At 37.7% G+C, this 16728-nt stretch carries 13 protein-coding genes and 1 rRNA gene; 2 read left to right on the top strand and 12 right to left on the bottom strand.

Going from position 1 to position 16728, the window contains the following annotated elements:
* Positions 1–87: 87 nt before the first annotated feature.
* The 12 genes from APRE_RS01065 to APRE_RS01010 all read right to left on the bottom strand — a co-directional run bounded on the left by APRE_RS01065 (position 88) and on the right by APRE_RS01010 (position 12564).
* A 16S ribosomal RNA gene (locus APRE_RS01065) occupies positions 88–1615 on the bottom strand.
* Between the two features lie 401 nt (positions 1616–2016).
* Positions 2017–2244 carry a DUF951 domain-containing protein gene (locus APRE_RS01060; protein WP_015777174.1) on the bottom strand — a complete coding sequence of 76 codons (228 nt, stop codon included), beginning with the start codon at positions 2242–2244 and terminating at the stop codon, positions 2017–2019.
* Complete coding sequence (locus tag APRE_RS01055) at positions 2231–3082, bottom strand: mechanosensitive ion channel family protein (RefSeq protein ID WP_015777173.1); 852 nt, start codon at positions 3080–3082, stop codon at positions 2231–2233. The genes APRE_RS01060 and APRE_RS01055 overlap by 14 nt, the downstream gene beginning before the upstream one ends.
* Positions 3075–3596: an SGNH/GDSL hydrolase family protein gene (locus tag APRE_RS01050; protein WP_015777172.1), complete on the bottom strand. Its 522-nt coding sequence runs from the start codon at positions 3594–3596 to the stop codon at positions 3075–3077. Before APRE_RS01050 ends, APRE_RS01055 begins: the two co-directional genes overlap by 8 nt.
* The gene (locus APRE_RS01045; RefSeq protein ID WP_015777171.1) at positions 3593–5581 is read right to left on the bottom strand and encodes an alpha-amylase family glycosyl hydrolase; all 1989 of its coding nucleotides are present in this window, start codon (positions 5579–5581) and stop codon (positions 3593–3595) included. The genes APRE_RS01050 and APRE_RS01045 overlap by 4 nt, the downstream gene beginning before the upstream one ends.
* A gap of 28 nt (positions 5582–5609) precedes the next feature.
* The gene (fusA, locus tag APRE_RS01040; protein WP_015777170.1) at positions 5610–7658 is read right to left on the bottom strand and encodes an elongation factor G; all 2049 of its coding nucleotides are present in this window, start codon (positions 7656–7658) and stop codon (positions 5610–5612) included.
* 158 nt (positions 7659–7816) lie between these two features.
* A complete protein-coding gene (locus APRE_RS01035; RefSeq protein WP_015777169.1) occupies positions 7817–8164 on the bottom strand; it encodes a DUF956 family protein in 348 nt (115 codons plus the stop codon).
* Positions 8164–9102 (bottom strand): PTS system mannose/fructose/sorbose family transporter subunit IID, encoded by a 939-nt coding sequence (locus APRE_RS01030; protein WP_015777168.1) that lies wholly within the window; start codon positions 9100–9102, stop codon positions 8164–8166. Before APRE_RS01030 ends, APRE_RS01035 begins: the two co-directional genes overlap by 1 nt.
* A 12-nt stretch (positions 9103–9114) precedes the next feature.
* Positions 9115–9930, bottom strand: a complete 816-nt coding sequence (locus APRE_RS01025; RefSeq protein WP_015777167.1) for a PTS mannose/fructose/sorbose transporter subunit IIC — start codon at positions 9928–9930, stop codon at positions 9115–9117.
* 11 nt (positions 9931–9941) lie between these two features.
* Complete coding sequence (locus APRE_RS01020; protein WP_015777166.1) at positions 9942–10931, bottom strand: PTS sugar transporter subunit IIB; 990 nt, start codon at positions 10929–10931, stop codon at positions 9942–9944.
* A 77-nt stretch (positions 10932–11008) separates the two neighbouring features.
* Positions 11009–11989, bottom strand: a complete 981-nt coding sequence (locus APRE_RS01015; RefSeq protein WP_015777165.1) for a Gfo/Idh/MocA family protein — start codon at positions 11987–11989, stop codon at positions 11009–11011.
* Positions 11989–12564 carry a hypothetical protein gene (locus tag APRE_RS01010; RefSeq protein ID WP_015777164.1) on the bottom strand — a complete coding sequence of 192 codons (576 nt, stop codon included), beginning with the start codon at positions 12562–12564 and terminating at the stop codon, positions 11989–11991. Before APRE_RS01010 ends, APRE_RS01015 begins: the two co-directional genes overlap by 1 nt.
* Positions 12565–12649: 85 nt before the next feature.
* Here APRE_RS01010 and APRE_RS01005 point away from each other — a divergent pair, with 85 nt between their 5' ends.
* Together APRE_RS01005 and APRE_RS01000 are read left to right on the top strand one after the other, a co-directional pair.
* The gene (locus APRE_RS01005; protein WP_015777163.1) at positions 12650–15499 is read left to right on the top strand and encodes an insulinase family protein; all 2850 of its coding nucleotides are present in this window, start codon (positions 12650–12652) and stop codon (positions 15497–15499) included.
* Positions 15500–15590: 91 nt separating this feature from the next.
* Entirely contained in the window at positions 15591–16727 is a 1137-nt protein-coding gene (locus tag APRE_RS01000) for a 5-bromo-4-chloroindolyl phosphate hydrolysis family protein (RefSeq protein WP_015777162.1), read from the top strand.
* Position 16728: the final 1 nt, after the last annotated feature.

Below are 16728 nucleotides of genomic sequence, written 5' to 3'. Positions count from 1 at the left end.
GTTTTTTAGATACCTTAATATTTTAATATCAACGACCTTTATTTCTTTTCCGTGTGAGAAGCTGACGTATCAGCTTCTCATCCTTAGAAAGGAGGTGATCCAGCCGCACCTTCCGATACGGCTACCTTGTTACGACTTCACCCCAGTTACTGACCCTACCTTCGACTGCTGCGCCCTAAAAGGTTCGCTCACAGGCTTCGGGTATTGCCAACTTCCATGGTGTGACGGGCGGTGTGTACAAGACCCGGGAACGTATTCACCGCAGCATTCTGATCTGCGATTACTAGCAACTCCAACTTCATGCACTCGAGTTGCAGAGTGCAATCCGAACTGGGACAGGCTTTTTGAGTTTTGCTTAACTTCGCAGTCTCGCTTCCCTCTGTACCTGCCATTGTAGCACGTGTGTAGCCCAAGTCATAAAGGGCATGATGATTTGACGTCATCCCCACCTTCCTCCGGTTTGTCACCGGCAGTATTGCTAGAGTCCCCAACTTAATGATGGTAACTAACAATAGGGGTTGCGCTCGTTATGGGACTTAACCCAACATCTCACGACACGAGCTGACGACAACCATGCACCACCTGTATTACAGTTCGCCGAAGCGATAAGAGTCTATCTCTAGACCCCGCCGTAATATGTCAAGACTTGGTAAGGTTCTTCGCGTTGCGTCGAATTAAACCACATGCTCCGCTGCTTGTGCGGGTCCCCGTCAATTCCTTTGAGTTTCACACTTGCGTGCGTACTCCCCCAGGCGGAGTGTTTATTGCGTTAGCTGCGGCACCCAGATTATTCCAGACACCTAACACTCATCGTTTACGGCGTGGACTACCAGGGTATCTAATCCTGTTTGCTACCCACGCTTTCGTACCTCAGCGTCAGTTTATGGCCAGAAAGTCGCCTTCGCCACCGGTATTCCTCCTAATATCTGCGCATTTCACCGCTACACTAGGAATTCCACTTTCCCTTCCATACCTCAAGATGAACAGTTTTAAAAGCTTACTATAGTTGAGCTATAGGATTTCACTTCTAACTTGCTTATCCGCCTACGTACCCTTTACGCCCAATGATTCCGGACAACGCTCGGACCTTACGTATTACCGCGGCTGCTGGCACGTAATTAGCCGGTCCTTATTCATATGGTACTGTCATTTTCTTCCCATACAAAAGATTTTTACAACCCGAAGGCCTTCTAAATCACGCGGCGTCGCTGCATCAGGGTTTCCCCCATTGTGCAAAATTCCCCACTGCTGCCTCCCGTAGGAGTCTGGGCCGTGTCTCAGTCCCAATGTGGCCGTACACTCTCTCAAGCCGGCTACTGATCGTTGCCTTGGTGAGCAGTTACCCCACCAACTAGCTAATCAGACGCGAGTCCATCTTACACCGATAAATCTTTGATGATAGCTTCATGCGAGACTATCATATCATAGGGTATTATTCGTCGTTTCCAACGGCTATCCCCTTGTGCAAGGCAGGTTACTCACGCGTTACTCACCCGTCCGCCACTAATCCACTTAAGGTCACTCCGAAGAGATCATTTAAGCTTCATCGTTCGACTTGCATGTGTTATGCACGCCGCCAGCGTTTATCCTGAGCCAGGATCAAACTCTCATAAATAGTTTGTTATGAGAATCTCTGATCAAGACTCTTTCATTTACATCTGACTTATATCAAATGCGTGATTTAAATTTTGTCCTTATCTTTCGACAAGAATCATTGTTATATAAAGAAATTAACTAAAGGTTTTAGTTGTTTTCGTTTATATCTTATATAACTAAAAGTTATATAGATCGTTGATATTAATTTTTTAAGGTTCATGTCATTCGCTTACCGCGTTGACTCTTATATAGTACCACGGTCATTTTCTTTTGTCAAGCTTTTTTTGAATTTTTTTATTTAATTCAGCTTTTCTCGCTTGCCATCTCCCGAATGACAATTAATATGATACACGCTTATTTTCTTTTTGTCAAATTTTTTATTAAAAAAATCGCCGATTTCTTTTAAACAGCGATTTTTACTTATTCTTCTTCAGGATTGTAGTTGACTATGGCTACCATCTTTCCATCTTTATCTTTTATTTTTCTTATTTTTTTGTCAAAGTCTAATCTTTTCATCCATATATTTTTATCGCATCCTAGACATTTTAGTTTTATGTCTGCTCCCATTCTTTGGATTTGCCATAAATTTTCTCCGCATGGATGACCTTTCTTTAGGCTTACTATATCATCTACTTTATATTTCTTCATTTTCTTCATACTCCACTAGGGCACTTTTTATTTTTCTTTTTTCCATTTCGTATTTTATCATCTCGCGAGCCTGTCTTCCTATTTGCCATTGCTCACCATCTTTTACTGTTGCAGTAATTCTCACCTTATAAGAGAAGGCTTCTAGAGAATTTATCTCAAATATCTTAAATCTCTCTATAAATAAGTCCTTATTTTCTTCTTTGTCTAAGAGCTTCTTGCTGATATCGTCAACCATCTCTTTTATTTCATCTAAGGGTGTATCGTAGGATACTGAAAATGTTGTATCAGCAATCATTTCTCCTCTATTGAAGTTTTGGACGCTTGTTATTTGTGAGTTTGGTATTATATGAAGTGAGCCGTTAAAGTCCCTTACCTTGGTTACTCTAAAGTCTATATCTTCAACTTCTCCTTCAATCCCCGCTACTTTTATCCATTCTCCTACTCTTATCTTATCATCTACTATTATTAGGATTCCTTTTATGAAATCTTCGATGACAGTTTGGGTTCCTAAGGCTATCGCCACACCTCCAACTCCTGCTGTAGCTATGAGGGTTGAAGTATTTATCCCAAATACGTCTAGTATTAGGGTTATTGCTATGAATATTATCACTACTCTTACGACAGAGTATATGGCACTTGATATGGTGTTTACCTTGTTTTGATTAAGAGATGATTTTTGCACTGCTTTACCATCTAGCAACTTATTAATCAATCTTCTTAGGATATTTAATATAAGCTTACTAGCTATAAATATTATGGCTATGGCTACAAGAGTGAATATTATCTTGTTTTTCATCAAATCTCTTACGACTTGTGTATCTTCTATTTGATCAATCATTTATTATCCTTAATATCTCTTCCGTTAATTTTTCATGAAAATCACTAGCTAAATGTATGCCGTCAATAAATCTTCCTTGGACCTTCCTTGCATCTATCATATAAGTATCCTTCCTATGTGATAAATCTTCTTTGAAAATCTCATAGAGTAAGTCTATTTTATCGTTGGTCATTTTGTAGGCTGGAAATATGCTTTCCTCTTCTACATAACTAGGGATTATCAGAACTTTTTTTGAAACATTCGACATATCTAGTATACTTTTTAGATTTTTATAGGCAAACTCTGCAGATATTCCATTCAAAAAGTCATTAGTCCCACCAAACACCACTAATATATCATCATCTTCTTCCACCTTAAATCTTTTGTACCTTGCTAACATTTCCTCCGTTGTTGATCCATTAACACCTAGGTTTCTAACTAGAAAGCCCGCTTTCTCGAGAAAGCGGGTATAGTTTTTATCTTCTACAAGATAGCCTTGTGTGAATGAATCGCCTAAGCATATTATCTTTGTCATATCTTCTTTAAGGCAAGACCTGTTCTTGATGGGATGTAGATCTTGATACCGTCATAGTCAGTTCCAGAAAGCTTTTCTGTCTGATAGGTAAAGTCGTGACTTATCCTGTCAAACCCTCCAAATCTTCCTTCGTCTGTATCCATAAAAACCTTAAATTCTCCTATATCGTGGATTGGCAATTGGAAGGATTCGTAGGAGTTTTCTGGGTGGAAGTTAAAGATATATACTATATCCTTGTTTCTAAAGGCTATGATTTTTCTATCATTATCTATCCACAATCTGTATGTCTCGTTGGCTAGTTGATCATTTTCCTTAGAAAATCCTATCATAGCATTGTCGAAATTGTTTAAAAATTGATATTTTAAGTCTTTAGAATCAGCTAGAGACCATTGACGTCTAGCATAATGGTAGGAATATCCGTTTCCCTCTCGTGGAAAGTCAATCCATTCAGGATGGCCGAATTCGTTACCCATAAAGTTAAGATAAGCATCAGCTCCCATGGATATTGTAATCCATCTTATCATCTTGTGAAGAGCTATGGCCCTATCGATAATCATGTTATGGTCATCTTTTCTCATATTCCAATACATTTCTTGATCGGCTAGCCTAAATATTGTAGTCTTTGATCCTACTAGAGCCTGGTCGTGGCTTTCTACGTAGGATACTCTCTTTTCTTCTGGTCTGTGAGTTGATAGTTCATACCACATCTTAGATAGGTCCCAATCTTCGTCTCGTTTTTCTAGAGATTTCTCCCAGAAATCCGGCATGCCCATAGCAAGCCTATAGTCAAAGCCTATTCCGCCGTATTCTATAGGAAGACACATTCCTGGCATACCGCTCATATCTTCTGCTATTGTTATGGCATCTTTTTTAATTTCTCTTATGAGTTCATTAGCAAGCTGCAAGTAGTTTAGGGCTTCTATATCCGTGTTCATGGAGAAGTATTTAGAGTATGAGTCGAAGGCTTCTCCTCTTCCGTGATCTTTGTAAATCATAGAAGTTACACCATCAAATCTAAATCCATCGAAATGGTATTCCTCTAGCCAATATTTTATATTTGATAGAAGAAAATGACAGACTCCAGGTTTCTTGTAGTCAAATAATTTGGAATCCCAATCAGGGTGATTTCCTTCATCCCCATCGTGGAAGAACTGGAAGCTTGTTCCATCAAATTCATTGATGCCTTCAGCTGTATTTTTTACAGAGTGGGAATGAACCAAGTCCATTATCACATTGATGCCTTCCTTGTGGCAGGCATTTATTAGTGACTTTAATTCGTCATTTTCTCCATACCAGGAGCTTGGCGCAAAGAAGTTTGATACCTGATAGCCAAAAGACCCATAGTAAGGGTGTTCTGCTATAGCCATAAGTTGGATTGTATTGTATCCATCCTTTTTAATTCTTGGGAGGACATTTTTCTCAAATTCCTTGTAAGAAGAAACCTTGCCTTCTTCTCCAGCCATTCCTATATGGGCTTCATATATCAAAAGATCGTCTTTTTGGATTTTGAAGTCATCATCTTCCCATTTGAATTTCTTCCTAGGATTTTGGATAAGGGCTGCATAGTCAAGATCTTCGTTTCTCTCAACTCTAGTAGCATACAAAGGAATCCTATCTCTTATGGCTCCATTTGCATCTACCAAGACCTTGATTCTTGATTTGTGAGGGAGAGTCCTGATTCCTTTTATCTCGATTTCCCAATCTTCGTCATTTATTTTTGTGAGAGGATGGGAGCGTCTGTCCCATCCATTAAAGTCACCTATAAGATAGAGACCATCTGCATTAGGAGCCCATTCCCTATATATCCAGCCAGTTTTTGTCTTGTGAAAGCCGTAATAGTTGTGTGCGTTGGCAAATTCGGCGAGTCTTTTTCTATCTCCTAAAAGTTTTTCTTTTTGCCTTTCGTAAGATTCCATCCTCAAATTAATATCATTTTCGTAATCTTTAAGCCAAGGATCTATATTTAACATTTCCCACTTTGCCATAGCATACTCCTTACTTTCTTTTCTATAATTATTTTTCTAATACTTTTGCTGTTATTTCTTTTGGTACTTCTTCGTATCTTACAAATTCCATTGAGAATGAACCACGTGCTGATGTTTGACTTCTAAGGTCAATTGCATAAGTTAGAACTTCTGCTAGTGGAGCTTCGGCAAGGATTACTTGACTTCCGTCTGCTTGTGGCTCCATACCGAGGATTCTTCCACGTCTCTTGTTCATATCGCCCATCACATCACCCATGTTAGCATCTGGAACATTTATTTCAAGTTTCATTACAGGTTCTAGTAAAATAGGATCTGCTTCTTCTATACCCTTCTTGAAAGCAATTTTTGCAGCAGTTTTGAAGGCTTGTTCATTTGAATCTACTGGGTGGTAGGATCCATCATATAAGGTCGCCTTGATTCCAGTAACTTTATAGCCGCCTAGTGGTCCTTCTGCTAGGGATTCTACTAGACCTTTTTCTACAGCTGGGAAGTAGTTTTTAGGAACTGCTCCACCGAATACTTCTTCGTCAAATACGAAGTCTTCATCAACTGGTTCAAATCTTATAAATACATCTCCGTATTGACCTGCACCACCGGATTGTTTCTTATGTTTTCCTTGAACATCTGATTTGGACTTAATAGTTTCCCTATAAGGTATCTTGTATTCTACAACTTCTGTGTTTACTGAATAGTTATCTTTTAGTTTATCCATCAACACTTCTAGTTGAACATTACCCAGTCCTGATAGGATAGATTGGCTTGTCTCTTGATTTCTTTCTTCCTTGAAGGTTGGATCTTCTTCGGCAAGTTTTTGTAAGGCTTCTGAAATCTTATCCTCATCATTTTTACTTAGGGCCTTGATAGCGAAGAATAAAACTGGTTGTGGATATTTGATTCTCTTATATTCTATTTTGTTTTCCTTAGTAGCTAAGCTGTCACCAGTTGATGCAGAATCTACCTTAGAGAAGGCTCCTATATCTCCTGCTACTAGCTTATCTACCTTTATTTGTTCCTTACCTCTAAGGACAAAGAGATTTGCTACTTTCTCTTCCACGTCCTTACTTACATTATATATCTTGTCGTCTTTATTTATAGTTCCTGATAGGACTTTAAAGATAGAAATCTTACCTACAAATGGATCTGCTATTGTCTTAAATACTACAGCAGAGAAAGGTGCATCTTCCTTTGGTTCGAATGCTTCATAGCCTTCTTTTACCCTGTAGCCTATATTTGCTGCCTCATCATCAATTGCTGGCATGTATTTTACTATGCAGTCAAGAAGTGAAGTTAGGCCGATTTGTTTTTCGCTAGAACCTGCTATTAGAGGAACTACATCTCCTTCGAGTATCGCCTTGGATAGACCCTTCATGAATTCTTCTTCTGAGAATTCTTCTCCCTCAAAGAATTTCTCCATGAGGCTATCGTCTGATTCTGCAACAGCTTCTATAACTTGGTTGTAGACTTCTTCAACCTCTGCCATTCTTATTTCAGGAATATCTACTTCCTTTTTCTCGTCATTTTCATAAGTGTAGGCTTTTTTCTCGATTACATCGATAATTCCTTCGAAGTCTTCTCCTTCACCTAACATCAAGGTTAGAGGGATAATCTTCTTGCCAAATTCTATATGAAGATCTGAAACAACCTTGTTGAAGTTGGCGTTTTCTTTGTCTAATTTATTTACGAAAATTATAGAAGGTAGGTTGATCTCTTGGGTGTATTTCCAATATTTTTCAGTTCCTACTTCTATACCATTTTCTCCATCTATAACAAAAAGTGCTGATTCTGCTGCTCTTAGGGCTTGCAAAACTTCACCTTCAAAATCGAAAAATCCAGGAGAATCTATAAAATTAATCTTGAAATCATCATATTCGATTGGAACGATTGAAGTTTGGAGGGAAATATTTCTCTTTTTCTCTTGTGTTTCATAATCCGAAACAGTTGTCCCTTCTTCAACCTTTCCCTTTTTATCGATCACACCAGTTTTAAATAATAGTGATTCTGTCAGAGAGGTCTTACCTGCTTTGGAGTGACCGACTAAAGCTAAATTTCTGATTTTTGATGTGTCATAATTTTTCATATTTACTCCTTTGTGAAAACATTTATTCTTTTGTATAATAAAATGCTCTTTTTTAAATTTATACTATAATTATATAGCAAAATGAAAAATTTATCCACTAATTAGAAAATGTTTTCACAAAGTCAATTAAAAAAGCCCCAAATCAGGGGCTTAAAAGATTATTTTCTTTTTAGATAATCTAGTACAGTCATAGACTTCCTTAGTTTATCGTCTGCTATATATTTATTTATAGCTCTTAGGGTTTTCTTGTTATCTCTGGTAGAGAAAATAAAATCTCCATTGCTTTTGGTATGAATGGCAAATCTCGTGATTTTCTTCTTAAAGATAACAGCTGCAGTCACAAGCCTAATTTCTTTCCGAGGTATTTGGATAAAATCTGCCTTGTTCCTGTCATTGTAATATTCAAAAGCCCTATCGCCAACCATGACCTTACCTTGAGAAGTAAGGCCATTTAGGTTAGTGGCAGGGATAGTTAAATCGACTTTGGTGTTTTGCGATTGAACCATTACATAATTCCAAAGAATCTAGCGATGATTCCTATTACGAATAGGGCAACTATTATAGCAATTGGAGATACATCTTTCTTTAGAAGTTTACAGATTCCTAGAGTTAGTAAAAGTGGTACAAGACCTGGAATCAAACTATCCAAGTTATCTTGTAGGGTTGTTACCTTTACTGGATCTAGGGCTGTGGCACCTATGTTATGATATTGAGTTAGGGCTTCTTTGATTCCTTCAGCTCCAGCTGGAAGAGATGCCCAGTCGATATATGAACCTGGTTGTTGAGTGATTTCTGATACATTTACTGCGAAGTTGATTGATACCCATCTTTGTACAAGGGCTCCTACTATAAACATACCGAGGATTGATGCCATAAGGGTAACTCTACCTAGAAGTCCTCCAGAAAGGTCTTTAGTTATTTCGTTACCTGCCTTATATCCCATCTCTTGAGTCTTCCACTCAAATATATATCTTATTAGATTCCAAAATACAAAGAATATTATTGGACCTAGTGGGTTTCCTGAAAGAGCTAGGGATGCTCCTAGAGCTCCTAGAATTGGTCTTAGGGTAAACCAGAAGACTGGATCTCCTACACCTGCAAGTGGTCCCATCATACCAACCTTAACACCGTTGATTGCCGCATCATCAATTGGAGTTCCATTTGCTCTTTCTTCTTCCATAGCAAGGGTTACTCCCATTACTGGGCTTGATACGTATGGGTGGGTGTTGTAGAACTCAAGGTGTCTTTTTAGCGCTAGTTTTTGATCTTCTTTGTCCTTATATAAAGCCTTGATAGCTGGAATCATTGAGAAGGCCCAACCACCATTTTGCATTCTCTCGTAGTTCCATGTTCCTTGGAGGAATTGGTGACGGTTGCAGACCTTTCTACGAACAGATTGATTTAGGACAATTCTTTCTTCATTATTGTTTATATTTTCAGTCATAATTGCTCCTTTTTAATAATCGTTTATGATATCTCCTAGAGGATCGCCTGATCCTTGTCCTCCACCTTGGTTACTTGTTGCAAGATTTTTAAGAGTCATATATACAATTGCAAGTACAACACCTATTACACCAAGACCGATTAGGGTGATTTGATCGATTGCAGCGAATACAAAACCTAGGGCAAAGAATGGCCATGTTTCTTTTGTACTCATCATGTTGATAACCATGGCATAACCTACAGCTGCTACCATTCCACCACCAACTGCCATTCCTCCTGTTAGCCATTCTGGCATAGAGTTTAGGGCATCTGTTACAACCTTTGGAGGGATAAAGCAAAGCACTAGGGCTGGTATTGCAATTCTAAGCCCTTGCATACATACACCCATCCATGAAAGAATTTCAATCTTTCTAAAGTCAGCGTTTTCTGCTGCTGCATCCATTCCGTGAACCATTGGTATAGCAAGAGTTCTTGCTATCATTGTAAGGAATAGTCCTGCTACAGAAAGTGGGATTGCAAGCGTAATAGCAGTATTAATCGCACTAGATACATTCTCGCTTCCACCTTCTAGGGCAAGGACCATTATAATAGCACTAGCTACTGATGCGAGCGCTGCATCTGGGGCAACTGCCGCACCTACGTTTGCCCAACCGAGGGCTATTAATTGTAAAGAACCGCCCAAGATTATGCCTTCTTTTAGGTGACCTGTTACAAGACCTATTAGGGTACAAGCAACAAGTGGTTGGTGAAATTGGAATTGGTCTAAGATTCCTTCACATCCTGCAAGAAAAGCTACAAGGACGATCAAAATAACATTAAGTATATTCATAATTTCTCCTATTAATTAATATTTAATTCTCTTTTAGCTTTTTTCATCAAGTTGTCGAAATTTTCGTTCTTGTCTGCTGGAACTTTTCTGACATCGATCTTTATTCCGTATTCTAGGATTTTGTCAAAACATTTAACATCATCAGCATTCATTGAAACAGCGTTTGTAAGGTTGATATCTCCTTGTTTGTAAGCCATTGATCCTAGGTTAACCTTATCTAGCTTTCCGCCTAGTTCTAGGAATTCTAGGACATCTTGTGGTTTTTCAAACAATAATAAAGCACGAGTTGCTCCAAAACGTGGATCATCCATAATCTCCTTCATCTTCCAAATAGGGATTACGTGAGCCTTAACTCCTGGAGGAGCTGCTTCCATTACCATGTTCTTTCTTAGCTCGTCTTTGCTTACGCTATTACTTACAACTATGATTCTGTCAGGATTTATTGACTTTGTCCAGCTTGTAGCGACTTGTCCGTGGAGAAGTCTTGTGTCTATTCTTGCAAGACCAATATCGATCTTACCATCTCCAAGAACTGTTCCTTCTGGGATAGATCCCTTAGGAATATTATCTTCCTTGACTTCTGTTTTCGCTTCTTCTACTGGGTTAAGATCTTCCGGCTTAATCTTAACTCCTTCTTTGGCTGATCCTACTATAGCCTTTGCTATATCATGAGATTTCTCTGCAGTAAATCTCTCGCTTAAAGCTTCTATAACCATAGGAAGGTTCATGCCAGCAACGATTGCCCATTTATCCTCGTTTCCCTCAAATAAATTTGAGCTTTGGTTAAATGGTGTACCGCCCCAAAGGTCAACCAAGAAAAGAATCTCTTCAGTATCTAATTTTTCAATGGCTTTTTCGAGATTTGCTCTAAAATCATCGGGTCCCATTGAAGGTAGTAGGCATACTGATTCGAATTTTTCTTGCTCGCCAAAGATCATTTGAGCGGATTCTTTGATACCATCGGCAAAACCGCCGTGGCTTGCGAGTATTATTCCTACCATACGAACTCCTTTCTTTCTAATAATACATTCGTACTATATCTATATTATAACACTTTGCCCTAGATTATATAAATAATTTAATCATTTGGGAAATCTATAGCAGCGAACTTCCTAGCTTCTGTGAGAATCCATGAGGTATCAAGACTTATCTTAAAAAGCTTTCTCGCCTTTTTCATATCCCTTTGGCTAATAATTTCTAGAAATTCTCTAAATTCATAGACCATCCTATGATAAGGCTCATTTACGTTTACTTCTTTGAAAACATCTTTCCCTGATTCTTTAATCCTGAAGGTTGAAAATGAATTGATAGCGTCAGTTATTTCTATTGTTCCCCTATCTGTTTGGATAGTATTAACCAAACTTGCATCAGAGTCCTTGCTGCCTATGGCAATAGCCTTAAAGTCCCCATAATCTAGGTAAAGGATGCCTGATGTATCAATCCCCCTTTCCATATTAGGAAAATACTTAACTGCCTTAGGCCTTCCAAAAAGCATAGATAGGTAATCCACATTATAGAAATTGATATCCATAAGGGCCCCTCCATTCATCGACCTATCAAATACTGGAGCTATTTCCCCTTCTTTGAACTTATCATATCTAGAAGAATATTGGGAATAGTTAAATGAAACGATTTTTATTTCTCCCAATTTCTTAAGCTCATCTCTTACAGCTAGGGCATTAGGGATAAATCTATGGCTTGCCGCCTCAAGAACTATTAGTCCCTTGGCAAAAGCCCTGTCAAATATATCCTTAGTCTCTCTTAAGTTTCCACAAAAAGGCTTCTCGCATATAATATCCTTTCCCTTATCTATAGCTTTATCCATAGCTTCATAGTGGAGATTATTTGGCAAAGCGACATAGATTGTGTCTATATCAGGATCAGCTAAAAGATCATCTATGCCTATATAGTATTTTCCTATATTAAATTCCTCTACTAGATCTTCTAACTTTCGTTCATGGCGGCCTGCTATGGCCACTAGATCTATATTTTCTACTTGTTCCAAAACTGGCAGCACTTCTTTTATAATCTTACCAGATCCTAGTATACCTAATTTCATTATCGCCTCCTTTCTTGATTTATTTTTAGTTTTGAATCTTTAAAATCTTTTCCCAATAGGGACCTTTTTTCCATAAGTTTTATAAAATACCTTGAAGATATAAGGCTTATTATATAGATCAAAATAGAAACTACCAGAGTTGGCCAAAAGGCTTGTTGGGTAAATTTTGAATCTGGCACAAAATTTATGACCACAAAATAGGAAGTCCATATTTGAAAGAAGCTATTTAAAGGCACTGTTAGGTAGATATCCCTATAGGACTTATAAGATCTTATAAGAATAAAGCTTAGGATGTCTGCTAAAAATGCACTAGCCCAAATTGCTACTACTCCAAAAATTGTAAATTTGAGTACGAAAAATCCAAATACAAAGGAAACTAGGGAAATAATTCCCATTCTCTTTGTCCTAAGGATTAGGGCTGTAAAAATAAAGCTATAAGCTGGTGCCATGGCCAAAAGTCTTCCTCCTGGTATAGGCAGGGCCCTGCCTACAAAGTATAAGATGGTACCTAAAATGACCATCAAGGCTACGGATATGGCCATAAGGGTTAACTCTTTGGTTTTGATTTTTTTCATCTTTCCTCCTTAATTAGTCTCTACAAGAACTTTACCCGTTATCGATAATTTTTTATTGAAGTATAGTTAAAAAAACGGAGGAATTATGACTTACAATTTATTAAAAAAAGAAGATTTTGAAAACTTAGGCCTAACAGTATTTCTCTATGAACACGAAAAGACTAAGGCCAATATTATATATGTAAAAACAGATGACGAAAACAAGACTTTTGCTATAAGCTTTAAGACACCACCGACTGATTCTAAGGGCAAGGCTCATATAATGGAGCACTCTGTCCTTAATGGATCGAAGAAATACAGGACCAAGGACCCCTTTATGGACATGGCTTCATCAAGCCTTCAGACTTTCCTAAATGCCATGACCTATCCTGACAAGACCGTCTATCCTGTATCAAGTGAAAACGATAAGGACTTTTCTAACCTAGTCGATGTGTACCTAGATGCAGTCTTTAATCCCCTAGCCATAGAGAAAAAGGAAATCCTAGACCAAGAGGGCTGGCACTATGAAATGGAAGATGGGAAAATCACTGGCATATCTGGCGTTGTCTACAACGAGATGAAGGGAGCCTTGTCCGATCCTGAAAGTCTAATCTATAACGATATAAATTCGCTTTTATATAAGGATAGCCCTTACGAGTATGAATCTGGAGGAAATCCAAGAGAAATCGGTGATTTGACCTATGATGAGTTTGTTGATTTTTACAAAAACCACTACCACCCATCCAACTGTCTAATTTATTTCTATGGAAATATGGACATAGACCCACTCCTTACCCGCTTGGACGAAGAATACCTAAGCAAGTATGACTACGAAGACTTTGATAATGAAATAGAAGTCAAAGAGAATTACTATCCTGAAATAATCGAAGGCACTTATCCAGCAAGTAAAATCGAGGAAGACTCTGATTATCTTTCCTATGCTTTCCTCGCAAGCTCTGCCCTTGATAGCAAAGACTATCTAACCCTTTCTATCCTTGTAAATACCATCTTTAATATGGACTCATCAAAGATTAGAAATGAAATTAATGAGAAACTTGCTCCAGAGTACTTCTACGCAAGACCAGGATATGGCAATAGGTCTTCTGTCCTAATCCAAGCTCAAAAGACTGACGGAAATAAGGTCGAGGACTTTGTAGAAATAATAGAAAATGGCCTAGAAGAAGCAAGTAAGAATCTTTCTATAGAAAGTCTTAAGTCTGCCTTTTCTATATTTGATTTTGCCCAAAGAGAGAGCCTAAATGATACTAGTCGCGGACTTTCCTATATACTAATGACAAGTCTTGATGCAGATCCCTTCTCTGTATATAGGCTGGTCGATACCCTAGATGAGCTAAGAAAGCTAATCGGGACTGGTTATTACGAGGATTTCATAAAAAAATACTTCCTAAATAACAAAACCAAGCTCGTCCATATAGCAAGAGCCGACAAGGACTATAGGAAAAAGCAAGATGAGGAATTCAATGAAAAAATCGAAAAGTTAAACGAGGAGATGACTCCTATATCTCTTAAGAAAATCGAAGATGACCTAGAAGCCCTTAAAGATTATCAAAATAGGGAAAACACAGCAGAAGAGAAGGCTACAATACCAAGACTAGAGCTTCGCGATGTGCCTACGACTCTTCCTAAAACCCCTAGAGAAGTCCATGAAGATAAGTTCAAATTCGTCTACCACGAACTTGAAACAAGCGGTCTAATCTATGCTAATCTTTACTTTAATATTGATCATTTAAGCTTAGATGAAATGCAAAATCTCCAGCTAATTGGAGAACTCTTAGGATCAATTGATACCAAAAATATTTCCTACAAGGATATAGATGATGTAATATGGCAATATCTAACAGGACTAAACTTTACTATAGCAAGCATTAGGATAAATGACGACAAAATCGAAAATAACTTTAAAGTAACTTTCAAGACTACTAGGGAAAATATTCCAAGAGCTGTGGAAATAGTGAAGGACTTTTTGGTAAATACAATCTTTGATGATCAAAAAAGAATCCTCGAGCTTCTAAGGATAAGAAAGTCAGTCTTTGAATCAGGCATGTATGATTCAGGCCATCTCATAGCCATAAATAGGAATAATTCCCATATAGATAAGCTATCCTATATCAAGGAGAAACTTTCTGGAATAGACTACTATCTTTTCATAAAAGATGCTATCCAAAAAGCAAGCGAAGACTTTGATACTTTAAAAAGCGAGCTAGAAAATCTATATAGAAAAATCCTATCTACAGATCTGACCTTAAATATTACCGGAGATAGGAAAGATTTTGAAAGCTTGAAGGAAAATATCTTAGAAGAATTTGCCTTCCTTGATGAAAGATTCGACAAAAAACCACTAGATTTCAAGAAAAATCCAATAAAAGAAGCCATCTTATCTGATGCAAGTGTAAATTACATTTCCAAATCACGAGACCTCAAGGATTTAGGTCTTTCCTATAAGGGGAGCTTATCTCTTGCAAGCTCAATAATATCAAACCCTTATCTATACGAGTTAATCAGAGCCAAGGGAGGGGCTTATGGAGCAGGGATGATTATAGATAGGTCAGCTCTTTTTTCAACTTACTCCTACAGGGACCCTAATATAGAAAAGACTCTAGAAAGCTATGATAAGATTTCTGAAATCGCAAGAAAGCTTGATATGGACGATGGGGAATTCGCTAACCAGCAAATTTCAACCATGGGTAAGTTTCTAAGACCTAAGTCTCCTTCCCAAAAGGCAGATAGTGACTTTGTTAATTACAATAAGGAAAATCCTAAAGATGAAGAGGAAATCCTAAAAGAGATCAAAGAAGCAGACTTATCTGATATAAGAGCTTTGGCAGATATTTTAGATAAGGCCCTCGCCTACAATAATATCCTTGTTTTCGGAAATAGAGGAAAAATCCTTGAGAAAAAAGACTTATTCGATAAGATAGTCGATCTAGCTGATTAAGATAATTAACTTATATTACAATATATTTAAATTTATTTTATAATATCTTGATTTGTAGTATGATGTAATTAAGAAAACAAAAGGAAGAATTATGTCAGATAAAAACAAAAAACACAAAAAATCTTTTTATGACTACGCAGAGGATATAGAAAGCTTCGACTTAGATGACATCCCTTTCGCAGAAATCGGCGTAAAGATCAAAAACTCTGTCAACGGAGCCATAAAGGCTTTCTCATCTTCTAGTAAGAAAAATGTGCCAGCAACTAGAAACCCAAAAGTTTGTGAGCAAAAGCCACCTCAAGCAGGATTTAACATTTTAGCAAAAATAGCTTCAATAATTTCTGCCCTTTGCTTTTTTGCAATTACCATAGATTCCTTCACAGAAATGCACTATGGTGGCGGATTTACTATGTTATTTGCATCCCTTATATCCCTAGCCCTTACTATATCAGTTCCCTATGCCCTTTGGAAATTAGGAAATAGGTATAAAAGACTATCCAATAACTACGTCAGATTTCTAAGAGAGCTTGGAGATAATACAGTAATCTCCATAAGAGATCTGGCAAGTGGGGTTGCCCAAAGTGAGGAAGAAACTACAAAAGACCTCCTCTACATGATGAGGAAAAACTACTTCAAACAAGCAAGAATTGTAGAAGATGGGAAGATATTTATCCTAGATATTCCAACCTTCAAGCTCTATAAGGAAAAGCTCGACCAGATACCTTCTTACAGGAAAAACCTCACTGACGATGTAGAAATAGACGGAGAAAACCTATCAGTAGAGGACCTAAATAAGGAAAAATCCCAAGAGATCATTGCCGAGTCAATCACATCTCTTGATAAGTTAAGCGAGAAAAGAGACGAGATAGAAAGTCCTAGCTTTAAAGAGTCTTTAGGAAATCTAATAGAAAATTCTACAGATATTCTGAAGATCATAGAAAAATATCCAGATAAAGCAACAGGCCTCGGCAAGTTTTCAACCTATTACTTGCCAACAAGCCTTAAACTTGCCACTTCCTACAAAGAATTTGAAATGATAAATTCTAGGGATGCTAGGATAGTAAAATCTATGGAAGAAATCGAAGAATCAATCAAAACTATAGCCGAAGCCTTCGACAAGATGAAAATCGACCTCCTAGACGATAGAGCCATGGACATAAAGACAGAAATCGACACAATTAACCTCTTACTCAAACAAGAGGGACTAACAGAAGATGATTGGAGTTAAT

The organism is Anaerococcus prevotii DSM 20548 (assembly GCF_000024105.1).
Taxonomy (GTDB): Bacteria; Bacillota; Clostridia; order Tissierellales; family Peptoniphilaceae; genus Anaerococcus; species Anaerococcus prevotii.
This window is presented reverse-complemented; position numbering and strand designations above follow the sequence as displayed.